The organism is Priestia koreensis (genome assembly GCF_001274935.1).
GTDB lineage: Bacteria > Bacillota > Bacilli > Bacillales > Bacillaceae_H > Bacillus_AG > Bacillus_AG koreensis.
Map to the genome: position 1 here is coordinate 48,688 of NZ_LILC01000011.1, position 18,879 is coordinate 67,566.

The 18,879-nt window shown below is 39.6% G+C and carries 17 protein-coding genes and 1 other annotated feature; of the genes, 12 read left to right on the forward strand and 5 right to left on the reverse strand.

Annotated elements, in window-relative coordinates; genetic code table 11:
* From AMD01_RS07540 to AMD01_RS07555, 4 genes are all read left to right on the forward strand, one after another.
* Window positions 1-879 carry a phosphate ABC transporter substrate-binding protein gene (locus AMD01_RS07540; protein ID WP_053400782.1) on the forward strand — a complete coding sequence of 293 codons (879 nt, stop codon included), beginning with the start codon at window positions 1-3 and terminating at the stop codon, window positions 877-879.
* 84 nt (window positions 880-963) lie between these two features.
* Window positions 964-1,887, forward strand: coding sequence for a phosphate ABC transporter permease subunit PstC (gene pstC / locus AMD01_RS07545; RefSeq protein WP_053400783.1), 924 nt, complete (start codon window positions 964-966; stop codon window positions 1,885-1,887).
* Window positions 1,884-2,768, forward strand: coding sequence for a phosphate ABC transporter permease PstA (gene pstA / locus AMD01_RS07550; protein WP_053400784.1), 885 nt, complete (start codon window positions 1,884-1,886; stop codon window positions 2,766-2,768). Before pstC ends, pstA begins: the two co-directional genes overlap by 4 nt.
* 341 nt (window positions 2,769-3,109) lie before the next feature.
* Window positions 3,110-4,300: an MDR family MFS transporter gene (locus tag AMD01_RS07555; RefSeq protein WP_053401041.1), complete on the forward strand. Its 1,191-nt coding sequence runs from the start codon at window positions 3,110-3,112 to the stop codon at window positions 4,298-4,300.
* 24 nt (window positions 4,301-4,324) lie between these two features.
* On the opposite strand, the gene AMD01_RS07560 is transcribed toward AMD01_RS07555, so the two are convergent.
* A complete protein-coding gene (locus AMD01_RS07560; protein ID WP_053400785.1) occupies window positions 4,325-4,879 on the reverse strand; it encodes a flavodoxin family protein in 555 nt (184 codons plus the stop codon).
* A gap of 160 nt (window positions 4,880-5,039) precedes the next feature.
* Window positions 5,040-5,263: a binding site (T-box leader), on the forward strand.
* 57 nt (window positions 5,264-5,320) lie between these two features.
* Here AMD01_RS07560 and leuS point away from each other — a divergent pair.
* The gene (leuS, locus tag AMD01_RS07565) at window positions 5,321-7,735 is read left to right on the forward strand and encodes a leucine--tRNA ligase (protein WP_053400786.1); all 2,415 of its coding nucleotides are present in this window, start codon (window positions 5,321-5,323) and stop codon (window positions 7,733-7,735) included.
* Between the two features lie 40 nt (window positions 7,736-7,775).
* Here the strand turns inward: leuS and AMD01_RS23965 are convergent, their stop codons facing one another.
* On the reverse strand, window positions 7,776-7,940 hold the full coding sequence (locus AMD01_RS23965) for a hypothetical protein (protein WP_157052657.1): 165 nt from the start codon (window positions 7,938-7,940) through the stop codon (window positions 7,776-7,778).
* 20 nt (window positions 7,941-7,960) lie between these two features.
* Entirely contained in the window at window positions 7,961-9,238 is a 1,278-nt protein-coding gene (locus AMD01_RS07570) for a tetratricopeptide repeat protein (protein ID WP_245638918.1), read from the reverse strand.
* 447 nt (window positions 9,239-9,685) lie between these two features.
* Between AMD01_RS07570 and AMD01_RS07575 the strand changes: the two genes are divergently transcribed.
* The 4 genes from AMD01_RS07575 to AMD01_RS07590 all read left to right on the forward strand — a co-directional run bounded on the left by AMD01_RS07575 (window position 9,686) and on the right by AMD01_RS07590 (window position 12,812).
* Entirely contained in the window at window positions 9,686-11,341 is a 1,656-nt protein-coding gene (locus AMD01_RS07575; protein ID WP_083446486.1) for a M4 family metallopeptidase, read from the forward strand.
* A gap of 613 nt (window positions 11,342-11,954) precedes the next feature.
* Window positions 11,955-12,260, forward strand: a complete 306-nt coding sequence (locus AMD01_RS07580) for a rhodanese-like domain-containing protein (RefSeq protein ID WP_053400789.1) — start codon at window positions 11,955-11,957, stop codon at window positions 12,258-12,260.
* A gap of 117 nt (window positions 12,261-12,377) precedes the next feature.
* Window positions 12,378-12,614, forward strand: coding sequence for a DUF2553 family protein (locus AMD01_RS07585; RefSeq protein WP_053400790.1), 237 nt, complete (start codon window positions 12,378-12,380; stop codon window positions 12,612-12,614).
* 6 nt (window positions 12,615-12,620) lie between these two features.
* Window positions 12,621-12,812 carry a sporulation protein Cse60 gene (locus AMD01_RS07590; protein ID WP_053400791.1) on the forward strand — a complete coding sequence of 64 codons (192 nt, stop codon included), beginning with the start codon at window positions 12,621-12,623 and terminating at the stop codon, window positions 12,810-12,812.
* 19 nt (window positions 12,813-12,831) lie between these two features.
* On the opposite strand, the gene AMD01_RS07595 is transcribed toward AMD01_RS07590, so the two are convergent.
* Window positions 12,832-14,100 carry a BaiN/RdsA family NAD(P)/FAD-dependent oxidoreductase gene (locus tag AMD01_RS07595; RefSeq protein ID WP_053401042.1) on the reverse strand — a complete coding sequence of 423 codons (1,269 nt, stop codon included), beginning with the start codon at window positions 14,098-14,100 and terminating at the stop codon, window positions 12,832-12,834.
* Between the two features lie 173 nt (window positions 14,101-14,273).
* Between AMD01_RS07595 and AMD01_RS07600 the strand changes: the two genes are divergently transcribed.
* Both AMD01_RS07600 and AMD01_RS07605 read left to right on the forward strand, forming a co-directional pair.
* A complete protein-coding gene (locus AMD01_RS07600) occupies window positions 14,274-15,914 on the forward strand; it encodes a putative polysaccharide biosynthesis protein (RefSeq protein ID WP_053400792.1) in 1,641 nt (546 codons plus the stop codon).
* A 93-nt stretch (window positions 15,915-16,007) separates the two neighbouring features.
* Entirely contained in the window at window positions 16,008-16,721 is a 714-nt protein-coding gene (locus AMD01_RS07605; RefSeq protein ID WP_053400793.1) for a pseudouridine synthase, read from the forward strand.
* 107 nt (window positions 16,722-16,828) lie between these two features.
* Here AMD01_RS07605 and AMD01_RS07610 read toward each other — a convergent pair whose 3' ends face one another.
* Window positions 16,829-17,050: a DeoR family transcriptional regulator gene (locus tag AMD01_RS07610; RefSeq protein WP_053400794.1), complete on the reverse strand. Its 222-nt coding sequence runs from the start codon at window positions 17,048-17,050 to the stop codon at window positions 16,829-16,831.
* Between the two features lie 379 nt (window positions 17,051-17,429).
* Here AMD01_RS07610 and pepV point away from each other — a divergent pair, with 379 nt between their 5' ends.
* Window positions 17,430-18,842 (forward strand): dipeptidase PepV, encoded by a 1,413-nt coding sequence (gene pepV / locus AMD01_RS07615; RefSeq protein ID WP_053400795.1) that lies wholly within the window; start codon window positions 17,430-17,432, stop codon window positions 18,840-18,842.
* Window positions 18,843-18,879 lie beyond the last annotated feature (37 nt).

The following is an 18,879-nucleotide window of genomic DNA, read 5'->3' on the forward strand; positions in this document are numbered from 1 at the left end:
ATGTTAACACAAAAACTTATTAGAAAATTCGCAGGTATTACAATTGCATCTTCACTTTTAGTCGGAGCAGGTGCAGGAAGCTATAGCGCAAATGCCGCAACTGTAAAGGAAGCAGCATCTAATAAAATTGTCATCGCTGGCTCGACTGCTTTATTACCATTAACTCAGCAAGCAGCAAAAGGATTCAAAAAAGAAAATCCTAGCGTCTCGATTTCAGTTTCTGGTTCCTCGTCAATTGCAGGGCCGCAGTCTGTCACAAAAGGATCAGCTACGATTGGCGCTTGTGACTGGGATGCAACGAAATCAGTTGGTGGATTCAAAGCTTTTAAAGGATTAAAAGCTCACAAAATCGCTGTCATTCCGTTTGCTACAGTTGTAAATGCAAAAAACTCGGTGAAAAATTTAACAACTGCACAGCTTCAAGGAATCTTTTCAGGAAAGATTAAAAACTGGAAGCAAGTTGGCGGAAAAGATGCTGACATTGTTGTTGTGAACCGTGCCTATGGATCTGGTACTCGCGTTAACTATCAGGATAAAGCATTAAAAGGAAAAGATTTTATGAGTAAAGGCAGCCATTATAAAGAAGTAAAAAGTAATGGAGATATGATCACGTCAGTAAAAGAAAATCCAAATGCAATCGGCTACACGGACCTTGCTTATGTAAAATCAGGAATTAAAGCGCTTAGTTACAATGGAGTAGCTGCATCTACATCAAATGTGTTAAGTAAAAAATATCCTGTCTATGGATATGGATACTTATTAACAAAGGGTGAGCCAAGTGGTAAAAACGCTGCATTCATCAAATATATCCAAGGTGCTAAGTTTCAAAAAGGAACGTTAAAGAAAATGAAGTTTATTCCGATCAGTGCTGTTAAATAAGGATTGATACAAAAACGAGTAGTTTAAGAGAGCCAGCCATTAGGCTGGCTTTCATAATGGAACGTTAGGAGGAAAAGAAACGGGATGGAGAAACAATTACAAGGAACCTCTTCCAGGGTTGTGAGTCAACCTAAGCTGTTATTAAAAAAGAAGAACGTATTGTCTCGTGATAAGTTATTTAAATATTTATGCTGGGGAAGTGCACTTTGCTTAGGGGTTACGCTTTTCGCTATTGTGCTATTTATTAGCAAAACAGGCTTTTTAGTTTTTAAAGATGTATCAATAAAAGAGTTTTTTTTGTCTTCTAACTGGCAACCAGAGCAGGAGCATTACGGAGCAGCTGTTTTTATTATCGGGACGTTTTGTTTAACAGCTTTGGCTTTGGTGATTGCTGCACCTGTTTCCGTTCTCATGGCAGTATTTCTCGCCGAGGTGGCACCGCAGTGGTTACGAAATTTATTACGGCCTGTTTTTGATTTATTAGTAGGTATTCCGTCTATTGTCTACGGATATTTGGGAGCAACTATTTTAGTACCGTTTATTCGAGAGGTGACGGGAACGCTTGTTGGCGATGGTTTTTTTGCGGCTTCTCTCGTGTTAGCGCTGATGGTATTACCAACGATAACAAGAATTAGTGATGATGCGATCACGGCCGTTCCGTCTCAATACAAAGACGGTAGCTATGCGCTCGGGGCGACGAAAATTCAGACGATCTTTAAAATTATTTTACCAGTCGCAAAAAAAGGGATTATGACAGCGATTATATTAGGCATGGCAAGAGCTATCGGTGAAACGATGGCGGTTGTAATGGTGATTGGGAATACGCCTCAGTTCGGCTTCAACCTTGTGACACCTACATCCGTTCTTACAAGTAATATCGTTATGCAAATTATTAACGTGCAGTTTGATTCTACTTGGAACTATGCTTTGTACATGATGGCGTTCATTTTGTTGTTTATTTCGCTTGTCTTGATTTTTATTATTCGAAAGTTGGAGTACAAATCATGAAAAATTCAACCTCGTTTTCATTATCTAAACACACAAGTGCAAAACTGTTGAATAGAATTGGATTAGGATTTATATGGCTAGTAGCGCTATCCTTGTTAGTCGTCATTATTTCGTTGCTTTATTTTATTTTGCATAAGGGCTTATCAGGACTATCGTTCAAATTTTTAGTGGATTTGCCTGAGGATATGGATGTGGGCGGGGGGATCGGCCCGTTTCTTTTCAATTCCTTGTATGTTCTCGTTTTGTCCCTCGTTTTTTCAATACCAATTGGTTTGTTCGGGGGGATTTTTTTATCTGAATACGCACCGGACAATCGCTTCACAAACCTTGTCCGAATATCGGTAGAAAGTTTAGCAACTGTTCCATCTATCGTATTTGGGCTATTTGGTTTTGTCTTATTTGTGGAATACTTTGATATTGGATTAACGATCGTAGGGGCCTCGATTACACTTGCCTTTTTAAATTTACCGATTTTAACTCGAATCACAGAAGAAGCTGTTTCAGCCGTACCATTTGAATTGAGAGAGGCTTCTTACGCGCTAGGCGGAACGCAGTCTAGAACGATTCTGACCGTCTTACTTCCTGCCGCTTTAAATGGCATTATGACAGGAATCAGCTTGGTCGCATGCCGAGCATTTGGAGAATCTGCCATTATTTTGCTAGCGGGCGGGAGCTCATCATCAGGCTTTATGTGGGATTTCAATTTACTTTCTCAAGGTGGAACGTTGCCTGTTCACCTCTGGTATATCCAGTCAGAAGCACTTGTCGAAGATGCAAAACAAATTGCCGATCGCTCGGCAGCGGTCCTGATTATAGTCGTTCTGCTCATTAGTCTTCTTTTAAGAATCCCGTTATTTCTACAACGATCGAAGCATAAATAAAAGTGGCTAAGAACCTTAGAGAAAGTATCTAAGGTTTTTTTCATTATTTTACTATAAAGTAAACAGCTTTTATGCGAAATAGACAGTGTGTGAGGGAGAATCTTTCTCTTATAAAAAGAAAAAAATGGATAGAAATTGAATGTGCTGTAAGTTTATAAAAAACTAAAAATTCCTTATAAAAAGAATACACGTTGCCATATTGAAAAAGGTCGTTAAAAGAACTACAATTTAGGTTGGTTTGGAAGCAAATCTGACAAATGAAAATTGCACAGCACGACTAGATGTATTGCTGTGTTTAACGCAATAGATAAAAATAAAATAGGAGGGGAAAAGGTATGAAAATGCCAAAGGCAGTTTGGCTGTTGGTTCTTGGTATGTTTGTGAACGTAACAGGAGCCTCTTTTTTATGGCCGCTTAACACAATTTATATTAATGAACATCTCGGCAAATCGCTCTCTGTAGCAGGTATTGTCTTAATGCTTAACTCTGCTGCTAGCGTAGTTGGAAACTTAGTTGGCGGTACGTTGTTTGATAAAATTGGCGGATACAAATCCGTCTTAACAGGAATTATCATTACGCTTGTGGCGTTAATTGGGTTGGTCATTAATCATGATTGGCTCTTCTACGTTGTGTTTCTTACAATTGTAGGATTCGGTTCAGGTGTAGTATTCCCATCTATGTATGCGATGGCTGGGACGGTTTGGCCAGAAGGTGGAAGAAAGTCATTTAATGCTATTTACATAGCTCAAAATGCAGGAGTTGCCATTGGAGCAGCGCTCGGTGGCGTAGTGGCTTCATTCTCCTTTGAATACATCTTTATTGCAAATGCAGGTATGTATGTTTTGTTCTTTTTGGTCGCATTTTTCTTTTATAAACAAATCAGTGCCACATCTATTAAGCAGGCGAGTGTGTTAACCGAAAAAAGTACGGTTCGCAACAAAGCGAATTTCCATGCATTAATGACGCTGTGTGTGGGGTATTTGCTTGCATGGGTAACATATGTACAATGGCAGTCTACAATTGCCACTCATACGAGACATCTCGATATTTCTCTCGATCAATACAGTTTGTTATGGACTATTAATGGAGCGCTTATTGTGCTAGGTCAGCCGATTATTAATTCTGCGCTGAAGTTTTTAGAGAAGCAAATTAAAGTACAGATCATGATCGGATTATCTATTTTTATCGTTTCTTTTTTAATGGTGGCAAAAGCGGAGACGTTCACACATTTCCTCGTTGCGATGATTATTTTAACTATTGGTGAGATGCTCGTGTGGCCAGCTGTTCCGGCCATTGCGAATACGCTAGCTCCAAAAGGAAGAGAAGGTTTTTATCAAGGAATCGTAAACAGTACCGCTACAGGTGGACGAATGATTGGCCCGTTGCTTGGTGGGATTTTAGTAGATACGTTTAATATTAACGTTATGTTCTATGTGTTAATTGGCTTTTTAGTTGTTTCAATCGTAACAACCTCTATTTATGATCGAAAGCTAAAAAAAGCTATTCGTCAAGAAGTAGTATCAGTATCCTAACCTTATAAGGCTAGGATACTTTTTTTAGTTAGAAAAGTGTGTGTGGAGCTGTTGATTGATAATCGCAGCTTTTTGGCATGCCGCTTTGTCGTTGAGCACATCCCCAGGTTGATTTCCTTCGCCGATAATGTAATCGTTGAATGTTGTTCCGACGAAATCAAGCGTATACTTAAATTGCTGAACGAGAGGAAGCGCTTTGATCTTTGGCTGATCTCCTCCACATGTCACGATATAAGCTTCTTTTTTGCTCATTTCTTCCTTAAAGAATAGATTTGGTTCACGCAAGCTTTGTGACCAGCGATCAACGAACGTTTTCATTGCTGTTGACATTCCGTACCAATAAACAGGGGTAGAAAAAATTAAAATATCTGCTTTTAGTACTTGTTGAATGACGTCATTATAATCATCATCCACAGGCGTAAATCCTTCTTCCGTGTGACGTTTATCTTCAATAGGCTTGATGTTTAAGTCTGCTAAGTGAATAACAGAAGCATCAAGATCTTTTGTAACAAGAGCTGCTAATTGTTCAGTATTACCGTTTTTACGTGCACTACCATTTAATACCACGATAGATTTCATCAACTATCCCATCCTTTATTTCAATTTCTCCTCTACTATAAGGGAAACGGAGGTAAAAACCTAGCAGGGGGTATAGAGTGATTTTTTTTCGGCTAAAATTTTATATGAACAACTTGCAGTTTAAGCTCATATTATTTAAAATAAAATTAACATCTAAATTTGAACAACCTTGAAAAGGAGTAGTAGTGAACGAAACGTATGCATAGAGAGCTGGCGGTCGGTGCAAGTCAGTAAGCGAACGTTCATGAACTCGCCTTTGAGTTGCAAATGTGAATCAACAGTAACATTTGCCGTTTCCATCCGCGTTAAGGATTTGAGTGAGTACATATGTTGTACTAATGTGGGTGGTACCGCGGGAAGATAAACAATCCTCTCGTCCCTTTTAGGGATGAGGGGTTTTTTTATTGCGTTGATTTTGTCGAATTTTAAGGAGGAAATAAAATGACGTTTCAACATCAAGACATCGAAAAAAAATGGCAGAAGTATTGGGATGAACATCATACGTTCAAAACGACTGAAGATAAAGGGAAAGATAACTTTTACGCGTTAGACATGTTTCCTTATCCATCCGGAGCAGGCCTGCATGTAGGTCATCCAGAAGGATATACGGCAACAGATATTCTTGCTCGTATGAAGCGTATGCAAGGCTATAACGTTCTTCATCCAATGGGATGGGATGCCTTCGGTTTACCAGCTGAGCAATATGCATTAGATACAGGTAATGACCCAGCTGATTTCACAGAGCTGAACATTGATACATTCCGTCGTCAAATTAAAGCATTAGGGTTCTCATACGATTGGGATCGCGAAGTAAATACGACAGACCCGAATTACTACAAATGGACACAGTGGATCTTTACGAAGCTTTATGAAAAAGGCTTGGCTTATGTGGACGAAGTTGCTGTAAACTGGTGCCCGGCACTTGGTACAGTACTTGCGAATGAAGAAGTAATTGACGGAAAAAGTGAGCGCGGTGGTCACCCAGTAGAGCGCCGTCCGATGAGACAGTGGATGTTAAAAATCACGGCGTACGCTGATCGTCTGTTAGAGGATCTTGAAGAATTAGATTGGCCTGAGAGCTTAAAAGATATGCAACGCAACTGGATCGGTCGTTCGGAAGGGGCACATGTAACGTTTAACATCGAGGGAACAAGTGAGGCGTTCACCGTATTCACAACACGCCCAGATACGCTTTTCGGTGCAACGTATGCGGTACTTGCTCCAGAGCATTCATTAGTTGAGTCCATTACAACAGCTGAACAAAAAGAAGCGGTTGAAGCGTATTTAAATAAAGTAAAAATGAAGAGTGATCTTGAGCGCACAGATCTTGCCAAAGAAAAAACAGGTGCATTTACGGGTGCTTATGCAATCAATCCTGTGAGCGGCGAAAAAATGCCAATCTGGATTGCTGACTACGTATTAATGAGCTATGGAACAGGTGCTATTATGGCGGTTCCAGCACATGATGAGCGCGACTACGAGTTTGCTCAAACGTTCGATTTACCGATTAAAGAAGTAGTAGCAGGTGGAGACGTTGAGAAAGAGGCATACACTGGTGACGGTGAACATGTGAACTCTGACTTCTTAAACGGTCTTAATAAAGAAGATGCCATCACAAAAATGATCGCATGGTTAGAGGAAAATAAAAAGGGTGAAAAGCAAGTAACATACCGTCTTCGCGATTGGTTATTTAGCCGCCAACGCTACTGGGGCGAACCAATTCCTGTTATTCATTGGGAAGATGGCACATCCACAACGGTTCCAGAATCAGAACTTCCGTTAGTGTTGCCACAAACGACTGAAATTAAGCCATCAGGCACAGGTGAATCACCACTTGCAAACATTGCAGATTGGTTGAATGTTGTTGATCCTGAAACAGGGAAAAAAGGTCGTCGTGAAACGAATACAATGCCGCAATGGGCAGGTAGCTGCTGGTATTACCTACGCTACATTGATCCGAAAAACAGCGAGCAATTAGCATCGCCAGAAAAACTACAAGAATGGCTTCCCGTCGATATTTATATCGGAGGAGCAGAACATGCGGTTCTTCACTTGTTATACGCACGTTTCTGGCATAAATTCTTATATGATATCGGCGTAGTACCAACAAAAGAGCCGTTCCAAAAGCTATTCAACCAAGGAATGATCCTAGGTGAGAATAACGAAAAAATGAGTAAATCAAAGGGGAATGTTGTAAACCCTGATGCGGTCGTTGAAAGTCACGGTGCAGATACGCTTCGCTTATACGAAATGTTCATGGGACCTCTTGAAGCATCGATCGCTTGGTCAGAAAATGGCTTAGATGGAGCACGACGTTTCTTAGATCGCGTATGGCGTTTATTGATTAACGAAGATGGGACGCTAAGTGACAAAGTTCAAGATAGCAATGACGCAACATTAGAACGAGTGTATCATCAAACGGTGAAAAAGGTAACGGAAGATTACGAAGGTCTTCGTTTCAATACGGGTATTTCTCAGCTTATGGTCTTCATTAATGACGCATACAAAGCAGATGTGTTACCAAAGGTATATGTAGAAGGTGTTGTGAAGCTTCTAGCACCAGTTGCTCCTCATATGGCAGAAGAGATTTGGGATAAAATGGGCAATGCTGAATCAATCACATATGCGGCTTGGCCAGCATATGACGAAGCTAAATTAGTAGAAGACGAAGTAGAGATTGTTGTTCAAGTAAATGGAAAGGTACGTGCGAAGTTAAGTATTCCAACAGAAGCTTCTCGTGAAGAGATGCAAGAGATTGCGATGTCTGATGAAAGTGTTCAGCAGCAAATTGAAGGAAAAACAATTCGCAAGGTTATTGCCGTTCCAGGCAAACTTGTTAACATCGTAGCAAACTAATAAAGAAAAGGGATTTCCAATTTGGAAATCCCTCTTTTTATTAATATGGAGGTAATAAGTCGTCACCTTTTGCTACGTGCACTGGATCAGTAGAGTACGGAGGTAATAAGTCATCACCTTTTGCAGATTGATGTACGCCTGTTACTCCTAGACCTACTCCAAATCCTAGAGCCGTTAATACGCAACATGCTAATAATTTTTTCATGTTTCTTTTCCCCCTTTAAATTAATACATTATTTTCTTGCGTGTGTCATTTGCTAGCTGAAAATAATGACTGCTTTTTTTATAAAGAAAGTTCTTGGCATTGATTTTCGCTAATTTTTCATAGCAATCAATTAAATAGCGCCAATCACTTTTTTCACGGAATAATGGTAATGATCTGTGCTCGAGAAACTGCTCAATTTGCTGGTCATTTCCCAGTATTTCAAGTTTTAGAAGCTCTAATTTTAAAAGAAGTGAGCTTTTGGGATTTAAAAGACTCAGCTTATTCATCGCATGCCCAATTAAGTCCTTTGCCTTTTCAATTTGACCTAGCTCGATGTAGATTTCCCCAATACAATAAGTAGTGTAGAAGGACGAGTCCGCTTTTGGATCATTGATGGATAGACTCTCCTGATAATAACCAAGGGCCTTCTCTAATTCTCCGCGTTTTACGTAGAGATTTCCTAAGTTATGATAGGCAATTGTACGAACATGATCGAGTTTTAATGAATGAGCAATTTTAAGCGTGTTTTGCAAATACTGATCGGCTTGCTCATATTGCCCAATTCGATAAAGGTTAGTCGCAATGATGAGCTGACAGTCAATACTTCGTAGAAATTGCGAGCTGTTGTTTAATAAGTCTAGCGCCCGAAAGCCGTATACAATGGCAACGGAGGAGTTATACAAATGACTGTATGTAAGAGCAAGAAAATAAATGAGCTCAGGTTCCTCATAGCGTAAGCGTTGACTAATCTTTTCAGCTTCTTTAAATGATTCAATTCCTTTTTCGTGTTGATTAATAATGCAGTAGTAAATCCCATAAAAACAATAAAAATATAAGGACTGTGAGAGCGTTAGCTTACTCTTTAGCTTGGTAAAATATTTGATTAATTCTTTAGCGGCGATCGCGTCCTGTTTGTATAAGAAATAACGAAGCTTTGCTAGCTTAAAGTTATGAATTAATGAAATATTTTGAATATTTTTGGTAGATTTTGTCAGTTGGTCGTGGTAAGCTTCGATATTTGCATCATCTCGTTCGAGGATTGCCTGATACCACTTTAAAATATCCACATTTAACTGCTGCTGTTCTTGAATGAGCTGATCTACCGAAAATCCAAGCCGTTGCAAAAGCAATGAAACAATTTCTTGATTTGGTTCAATTTTATCATTTTCTAACTTACTCAGATAAGGAATTGAACAGATCCCTTTTGCTAGCTCATCTTGGGTAAGCCCTCGCTCCTGACGAGTAGCAGCAATTAAAGTTCCAAGGTTTATACTAATATTATCCTCTAGGAGGTGCATAATCAATTCCCAACTCCCTTTTTTATATTGAGAAAATTGATTAAAAATACAGGTGTTAGAAGTATATAATTCTCCCATTTTCTCAAGTTTTTTCTAATTTATCTCTATATAACATTATGTCGCAAAAAAATCAGAAAGTTAAAGTGAAAAAAGTCCTGATTCTTTGGAATTATATAGTAGTTTTAAAAGATATTTTTTGAAGTAGTTAGAAAGGGAGAAAATCTCTATTTTTCTCAATACCATTTTAATAGATGGAATGTTATTATTTTCCTTACTATATATTTGATTTTTGAAGAGGATTTTACACCTTTGATGTTGTACATAAGCTTTAGAAATAAAATGTATGCTTTTTTTGGTAGTTAAGGTAGTAGAAAGAGATGGTTCATTTTAGGAAGTAATCCTCGTTTACTGGAGGAAGACTTATACATGATCAAGGGAGTGGTTAGGGTGAAAAAGAGATTATTAACAATTGGTTTGGTTTTAGGTTTGAGCAGTTCTGTTTCATTTCCATATCATACGCTAGCAGCAGATGTGAAAGAAAAAATTAACTGGAATGCTAAAACGAACACACCTGAATTTGTTTCTGGTAATCTTGCAACCGCTAAAGGTCTTGTAGCACAAAATCCAAAGAATCTTGTTTTCTCCTATTTTAATGAAAACAAAGGGTTATTCAAACTAGGTCATCAGGAGGCTGAAAAAGCCCTCGTTGTAAAAGAAGAAAGAGTAGATGATCTTGGATATACTTTTTTACGATTACAGCAAACCTATAAAGGAGTTCCCGTCTATGGTGGAACTATTACGGCTCATATAAATAAGGAAGGAACCTTAACAGCTGTGTCGGGGACACTACTTCCTAATCTTGAAACTAGTAAAAGCGTGAACAAAAAAGCAAGCATAACGGCTACGCAAGCGAAAAACAAAGCCGAGAAGGATTTGAAGGGTCTTCTGAAAAGTTCACCAAGTTATGAAAAAGCGCCAACTTCTAATCTCGTAATTGTTTCAAAAGGAGGAACACCGCAGTTAGCTTACGCGGTCAACTTTAACTTCTTAAGTCCTGCCCCTGGAAACTGGACGTACATGGTTGACGCTAGGGATGGTAAAATCATTGAAAAGTTCAATGAACTTGACCAGGCAAAGCAAGGCCCATCGGTTACGGGAACAGCAACAACAGGTAGTGGAAAGGGAGTTTTAGGCGCAACAAGAACGCTTAATACGACGTTCTCTTCTAATTCTTATTATTTGCAGGATAGTACAAGAGGAAATGGGATTTTTACGTATGATGCAAAAAATCGTCAGCAAGTCCCTGGTGCACTGTGGGTAGACGCCGATAATCAATTGTTTACGACTTATGATGCACCAGCTGTTGATGCTCACTATTATGTAGGAGTGACGTATGATTTCTATAAAAATGTATTTGGGCGAAATAGCTATGACAATAAGGGAGCAACTCTGAAATCAACGGTTCACTATGGACGAAGCTACAACAATGCGTTCTGGAACGGTTCACAAATGGTGTACGGAGATGGGGACGGTCAAACCTTTGTACCGCTATCCGGTGCATTAGATGTGACGGCACATGAACTTACGCATGCGGTGACAGAATATACGGCGGGACTCGTGTATCAAAACGAATCCGGAGCCATTAACGAAGCGGTTTCTGATATTTTTGGAACGTTAGCAGAAATTTGGGCGAATGATAATCCAGATTGGGAAATTGGTGAAGATGTGTACACGCCAAAAATATCAGGAGATGCACTTCGTTCGATGTCAGATCCGACAAAATACGGAGATCCAGATCATTATTCAAAACGTTATACGGGCACACAGGACAATGGGGGAGTTCACACGAATAGTGGAATCGTCAACAAAGCAGCTTACTTGTTAAGCCAAGGTGGAACGCACTACGGAATCACCGTACAAGGCGTAGGATCTGATAAGCTTGGAAAGATTTTATACCGAACGCTAACGCAGTACTTAACAGCTAATGCTACATTTAGCCAGCTTCGTTCTGCAACGGTTCAAGCTGCCACAGACTTGTATGGCTCAGGAAGCCAAGAGGTTAAGTCAGTCAATCAGGCATTTGATGCGGTTGGTGTAAAATAAAGGAAAAATAAGGTGAGTGAATACTTCAGGCCACTGAAAAACTTCGAATTTCTTAGATGATCAGTACAACGTAAAACAAAAAAGCTGGATCGATCCCGTTTTCTGGAATTGATCCAGCTTTTTCTTCTCAATTTTAGACCGTTCCTTGGATTTATTCTTGAGGTATGCTCCTCTTTAAAAAGGTGCTTGTTCAGTATGTTCCGTTGACTTCAATGAAACGGAATCATTGAGAGCACCCTTTTGAATAAATAGATTTTCTTCATTATAGAGCAAAAAAACACCCAAGTTCCTTTTAAAATGGGAACTTGGCTATTATGATCTGATGCAGTTGCTCTAGGTTGTTTGGAGCGAAAGATGCGAGACTCCTGCGGGATTAGCGTGGCAGGTGAGACCCCGCAGAGCAGCGAGGAGGCTCACCGCACGCCCCCCCGGAAATCGAAGCGACCTGGAGTGGAAATCAACCCATTCCATTATAAACGCAATCCTTTAAGGACTTTTTCAGTGGACTCTGAATACTTGCCTTCTTTTTCTTTTTAGGCGATAGAAGTGGAATGTGCTTTACTCATTCTGCTACAATATGCACATAGTCTATATAAAGAAGGGAACGATCAGCGTGGAAGAAGTAAAAGTCATTACAACAGATGAGCTAGAGGAAAAACTAGAGAAAAAAGAGCCTGTTTTACTTGTAGACGTACGAGAAGATGAAGAAGTGGCAGACGGAATGATTCCAGGTGCAAAGCATATTAAAATGGGTGATATTCCAGCGAACGTGGACTACTTTGACAAAGATAAAGAGTATATTTTCATTTGTCGTTCTGGAAAACGTAGCGAGAATGTATGCATGTATTTACAAGATCAAGGATACAACGTTCGAAATCTTGTAGGTGGTATGCTTGACTGGCACGGAAAAGTAGAATAAGAATGATGAAGGGACTTGCTTATAAGCAGGTCTCTTTTTTTATTCCTTTATGTTCAGAAATGAGCACAATCATAATTTTAAAATCTGGTCGTAAACATAAGAAAAGGAGGGATGTGCATGAGTATGATTCATATCATGAATGTCACAGACAAGGTTATTGCGAAAGTTCGGGATGACTATGTAGAACTCTATCTGCAAAAAGAAAGAATTGGCACGGTGAAATTTTTAGAAGAGGGAAAAGTCTATGACATGATAGAAGGGTATGAGTATGAAGATAACCAAATTTTGAAGCTTATCGATTGTGCACAAGAGCCAATTCAGTACGTTGAAGACTGTGATTTAGGATGGTGTTGAGGGAAGATGAGGGTGAAAATTTTTGATGAGGAGCATGAGCAGGATTTAGAAGAGGTGTTAAATGAGTTTTTGCAATCTCTTCCTCACAAAAGCATCACGGACATTAAATATCAAGTAGCGGTAGGGAAGGATATGGACGGTTCACAAATCTATTGTTTTTCAGCACTTGTCATGTATGAAGAAAAAAGGCATGAATAAGCTTCATGCCTTTTTTTGTTTAGTTGGTTGTTGCATATTGTCCTGCGTTCATTCCAGCTAAGCGGCCTGTCACTAAGGCAGAGGTAATGTTATAACCACCTGTATATCCGTGAATATCGAGAATTTCTCCGCAGAAGTAAAGACCGTTCATAAATTTTGAAGCCATCTCTTTTGGATGAATTTCTTTGACCGATACACCACCGCCCGTCACGAATGCCTTCTCTAGTGAAAGCGTTCCGTGAACGTTAAACGTAAAGCTTTTGCATAGCTTTGCAAAATGGCGCAATTTTTCATGTGAGATTTGGTTCGCAGGCGCTTGCATATCAATGTCTGCCTGTTCGAGTAAAAAGAGCAAATAACGTTCAGGTAAGAAGCCCTTTAACACATTTTTGCTCGCTTTTTTTGGCTCTTCCTTAAACAGCTTCACAATCTGTTGGAAAACAGCGTCTTCTCGTTGATCTGGTAGGGCATCGATGCTCATCATGACTTGAGAGATCTTTTGCTTTTTCAGTTCCTTTACAACGTACTGACTGCAGCGAAGAGAGGCTGGGCCTGAAATCCCAAAATGGGTGAAAATCATATCCATTTGGTGCGTAATAACAGGTTTTCCTTTTTTATTTAGCACACTGACACCTACATCGCGCAGGGAAAGTCCTTGAAGTACTTTCCCTTTAATGAATGCTTCGTTTGAAACAATCGGTACTTCGGTTGGGAAAAGCTCCGTAATCGTATGACCGGCAGCTTCTGCCCACGCATAGCCATCACCAGTTGACCCGGTGTGTGGAACGGATTTACCACCTACTGCAATCACGACACTGTTCGTTTGAATTTCTTCACCGTTCTGTAACACAACGCAGGAAACTGCTTCGTCTGTATAACGAACTTCTTTGACCGGAAGATTCGTGCGCACCGTCACTTTTAAGCGTTTTAATTCACCAATGAGTGCATCTACCACTGACTGAGCTTTGTCTGTGACAGGAAACATTCGTCCATGATCTTCTTCTTTTAATTGGATCCCAAGATTTTGGAAAAAACGAATGATATCTTCATTATTAAACACAGAAAAGGCACTGTGTAGAAATCGTCCGTTCCCGGGAATGTGTTTGATCAGCTCATCAATAGGCAAACGGTTCGTCACGTTACAGCGACCACCACCAGAAATGGCAAGCTTTCGTCCCAACTTATTTCCTTTATCTAATAGAAGGACTTTCCCACCAGACTCACCCGCAGCAATAGCGGCCATTAATCCAGAAGGTCCTCCTCCAATCACTACCACATCATATTTCACGTTCTTCATAACCTCATTTCAATGCCCATTTTCATTGAACCTGACAAAATGATTGTTTTCTTATAAAATGGGCTAGAATATCTTTTCATTCTACTTATTTTAAATTGTCACTTGCTTATTTTCAATGTTATCACTATCATCAATATGTAAGTTTTATTATTGGAGGCAAATCCATGTCTGAATCAAAACTGTTGCGTGGAACGTTTGTCCTAACGTTAGGCACGTATATTTCAAGAATTTTAGGTATGATTTATTTATTTCCATTCGCTGCACTTGTAGGTGATGTGGGTGGGGCATTGTTTGGCTATGGTTATAATCAATACGCCATTTACTTAAGCATTGCGACGATGGGTGTTCCAATGGCCGTGTCGCGATTTGTATCAAAATATAATGCGCTTGGAGACTACTATACGAGCAGGCGAATGTTCCGTGCTGGAATTAAGATGATGTTCATAACGGGACTTGTTACGTTTGCATTTCTGTATATTATGGCTCCTTTCCTCGCGAAAGCAACGCTTGGAAATCAAGAGCTTAATAACTCTCTTGCAGATGTAACGATGGTTATTCGGATGGTAAGTGTCGCGCTGATTATTGTGCCAATGATGAGTATTATCCGTGGATTTTTCCAAGGACATCAATCAATGGGACCAACATCTGTTTCCCAAGTAGTGGAGCAGTTAGCACGCGTTGTCTTTTTACTCGTGTCCACATATATTGTTATGCGAGTGTTTCATGGCAGCATGGCGCTTGCGGTTGGTTTTGCGACATTCGGTGCATTTATCGGTGCACTAGCTGGATTAGCCGTTTTATTTTGGTATTGGAAAAAACGCAAGCCAAATTTAGATAAGCTGTTGGCGCAAAGCGTTGAACCAGCACAAATGACGACTATGCAGATGTTTAAAGAGCTCTTTTCTTATGCGGGACCGTTTGTTTTTATCGGTCTAGCAATTCCTCTTTATCAGTACATCGATCAGTTTACATTCAACAAGGCAATGGTCGCAGCTGGACAGGCTGACAAAGCAGAGTATATGTATGGAATTATTCAATCATGGGTTCCAAAACTCATTATGATTCCAGTATCACTTGCTACGGCTTTTGGGTTAACACTTGTTCCAACCATCACTAGTTCATATGCTAGTGGTCAATATGATTTGTTGAAAAAACAAATTGACCAAACGTATCAGACGATCATGTTTCTAGTACTTCCAGCTGTTGTAGGCTTAATTGTATTAGCATATCCAGCATACAATTTCCTGTTCACGGGAAGTAAAGACGGCGGATTTGTTCTGATGATGTATGCACCAGTTGCGCTATTGTTTTCATACTTCACCGTAAACGCGGCGATTTTACAAGGTATTAACAAGCAAAAGTACGCAGTTATTAGCTTAATCGTTGGTTTAATTGTAAAAATTTCTACTAACTCACTGTTTATTATGTGGTTAGGTGGTACAGGATCGATTGTCTCAACAGCATTAGGCTATGTGATCTCCATTGTATACACATCTGCTATGATTCAAAACAATGCGGAATACAAGGCAACGGTATTTTGGAAGCGAACGGTCTTAATGTTTGCTTTTGCTGCTTTGATGGGATTATCGGTTTGGATCGTAGAATTCTTACTTTCTTTCGCTGTGAACTATGAAGACGGAAGAATAGCAGCTGGAATCATCACGATCGCAGGAGCGACAGTTGGACTAGCGGTATATGGAATACTCACGTATCGCACAGGTCTTCTCGAGAAGGTGATGGGTAGTCGTATCGTTGGAGTGATTCAACGCAGATTACTTCGAAAAAAAGTATCAAAAGCTTCTTGAGTGAAGGGTAAATAAATTAAAAGAAAAAGCGGTGCAGAAAGGATATGTTCTGCGCCGCTTTCTTTCGTAAATAAAGAAGGAGGGCGTAATAGAATGAGAATTGATAAACTTCTCGCTAACGTAGGCTATGGCAGCCGGAAAGAAGTGAAGGGACTGTTGAAGTCCGGTGCGATTAAAGTAGATGGAGAAAAAGTAAAAGACGCAAAGCAGCACGTGAACCCAAATGAACAGGAAGTAACGGTTTATGATGAAGTGGTTGTGTATAAGGAATTTGTCTATTTAATGATGAATAAGCCACCTGGCGTTATTTCTGCTACTGAAGACCATCAGCACCAAACGGTAGTTGATTTATTAGAAATTGAAGATGCCGTGTTTCAGCCGTTTCCGGTAGGTCGCTTAGATAAAGATACAGAGGGATTCCTGCTACTAACAAACGATGGACAGCTATCGCATCAGCTGCTTTCACCGAAAAAGCATGTGCCTAAAACGTATTATGCAACAATTAATGCACCCGTAACAGAAGAGGATCAGAAGGCTTTTGCGAAGGGTGTGACGCTTGATGATGGCTATTTGACAAAACCGGCAGAGCTGACAATTTTATCATCAGGTGATACGTCTGAAATTGAGCTTACAATCGTTGAGGGTAAATTTCATCAAGTAAAGAGAATGTTTGAGTCGGTAGGGAAGAAGGTAACGTACTTAAAACGACTTTCAATGGGTTCCCTACAGCTAGATCCAGATCTTGAGCTTGGCGAATACCGAGAGCTTGATGAAGAAGAAATTAAGCTGTTAAAAGGAAATAACTAAAGAAACGCAAAAAAAAGGAACCTGATTAAGAAGGTTCCTTTCTATTTTCAATTTCTACTTTTACATTCACTCTCATATGTTATCTTCATCACAAACCACTTCACGTTTTATGATGACATCCGAACTTTTTTCTCTGTAGCGGACCATTTGCCTCGAGTAGGACTATGAACCAAGTCATTATACGCTAGTACATTTAAATCTCTTTGAATGGTTCTAGGTGTAATTCCAAATTCATCTACCAGTTCTTGCGTGGTAACAGTTCCCTTGTTACGAATAAACATGTAAACAGATTTAATGCGAGTTAGCATGCGATTTGTTGAAGGCTTCAAAAAACCACTTCCTTATACATTTTTCGCAAGGCATAACTGACTTCCACTCTCAGATGTCAAACACATGTATGAAGTTTTTACAATACCATTGTACACACAAGTGACGTAAAAATAAAAGTGGAAAACCTTAATTCACATAATATTTACAAACAAATGAGATAATTATGTAATTTCCCTGTAACAATCACCCCTTTTACGTCCTGTTACTAACATTATACATAAAAAACAGAAAATTTAGAATTATATTTTCCTGTTTTTTACTTTATTTGTGAAAAAACCTTCATTGGTAGGGGGGAAAGGTGAAGGACAAGAAGTTTGTTTTCTATACGAAATATGATACATTTGAACGAGAAAATACTGTGCTAAAGGAGTAATCCATATGACAAATATCAATTGGTCTGAAGAAGTCCAAAAAAGAGAAAATGAAATTTTAACATCTACACAAGAATTTCTGAAAATTAAAAGTGTTTTAGATGAAACCACTGTTTCAGAAGGAGCGCCGTTTGGAGAAGGCATTGCACAAGCGTTGAAGCACTTATTACATAAAGGTGAGCAAGATGGCTTTACTGTTAAAAATGTTGATGGTTATGCGGGACATATTGAACTTGGCCAAGGCGAAGATGTGATCGGAATCCTTTGTCATATTGACGTCGTTCCTGAAGGAGACGGATGGTCTGTTGACCCGTACGGAGGGGAAATCAAAGACGGTAAAATTTATGCTCGCGGAGCGATTGATGATAAGGGTCCGACAATGGCAGCTTACTATGCGATGAAAATTGTCAAAGATCTTGGTGTTCCATTAAACAAACGCGTGCGTATGATCATCGGAACAGACGAAGAAAGCAATTGGCAGTGTGTGGATCATTATTTCAAACACGAAGAAATGCCGAAAATGGGCTTTGCGCCAGACGCAGATTTCCCTATTATCAATGCTGAAAAAGGAATCGCTGATTTTGATCTTGTGCAAGCACCATTAAAAGATGCATCACCAAGTTCCGTGACGTTAACGGCATTAGAATCAGGTCGCCGTTACAATATGGTTCCAGATTTCGCAAAAGCAATGTTAAATGTACAAGAGGGAGCTGAAGATATTCAAGAGCGTTTTAACAGCTTCTTGCAAGGAAAGCAGCTACAAGGAAAAACAAGTATGGATCAAAAGCAACTAACACTAGAATTACAGGGTGTATCGGCACATGGAAGTGTACCTGAAAAGGGTAAAAATGCAGGTCTATTGCTAAATGCCTTCTTACAAACGATTCAATTAGATGAGCAAGGTAAACAATACGTAGACTTTGTAAATCGTTATCTTGTTGGAGATACTGTAGGACAAGCACTAGAGGCTTCTTACCGTGATGATATCACTGGCGATCTAACAATTAACGTAGGGATCTTAAGATATTCACAAGAAGAGGGCGGAAAGCTTGGTCTAAACACGCGCTATCCTGTTACAGCAGATATTGATAAAATTGTGGATTCCATTAAATCACATAGCGCTTCGTTTAACATGGAAATTCAAAACTTTTCAGATTCTAAGCCACATCATGTAGATAAAAACCATCCGTTAATTCAAACGCTCCAAAACGTATATACAGAGCAAACAGGTGAAGAAGCAACTCTTCTTGCAATCGGAGGAGGAACATACGCACGTGCGTTAGATGCAGGGGTGGCATTCGGTCCGCTGTTCGAAGGGCGTGAGGAACTTGCTCATGAAAAAGATGAATATATGGTGGTTGAAGATCTTCTAAGAGCGACGGCTATTTATGCTCAGGCCATTTTAGAACTCGCAAAATAAACGCTTTCAACAAATGGGAAATATGGTAAAATGTAAA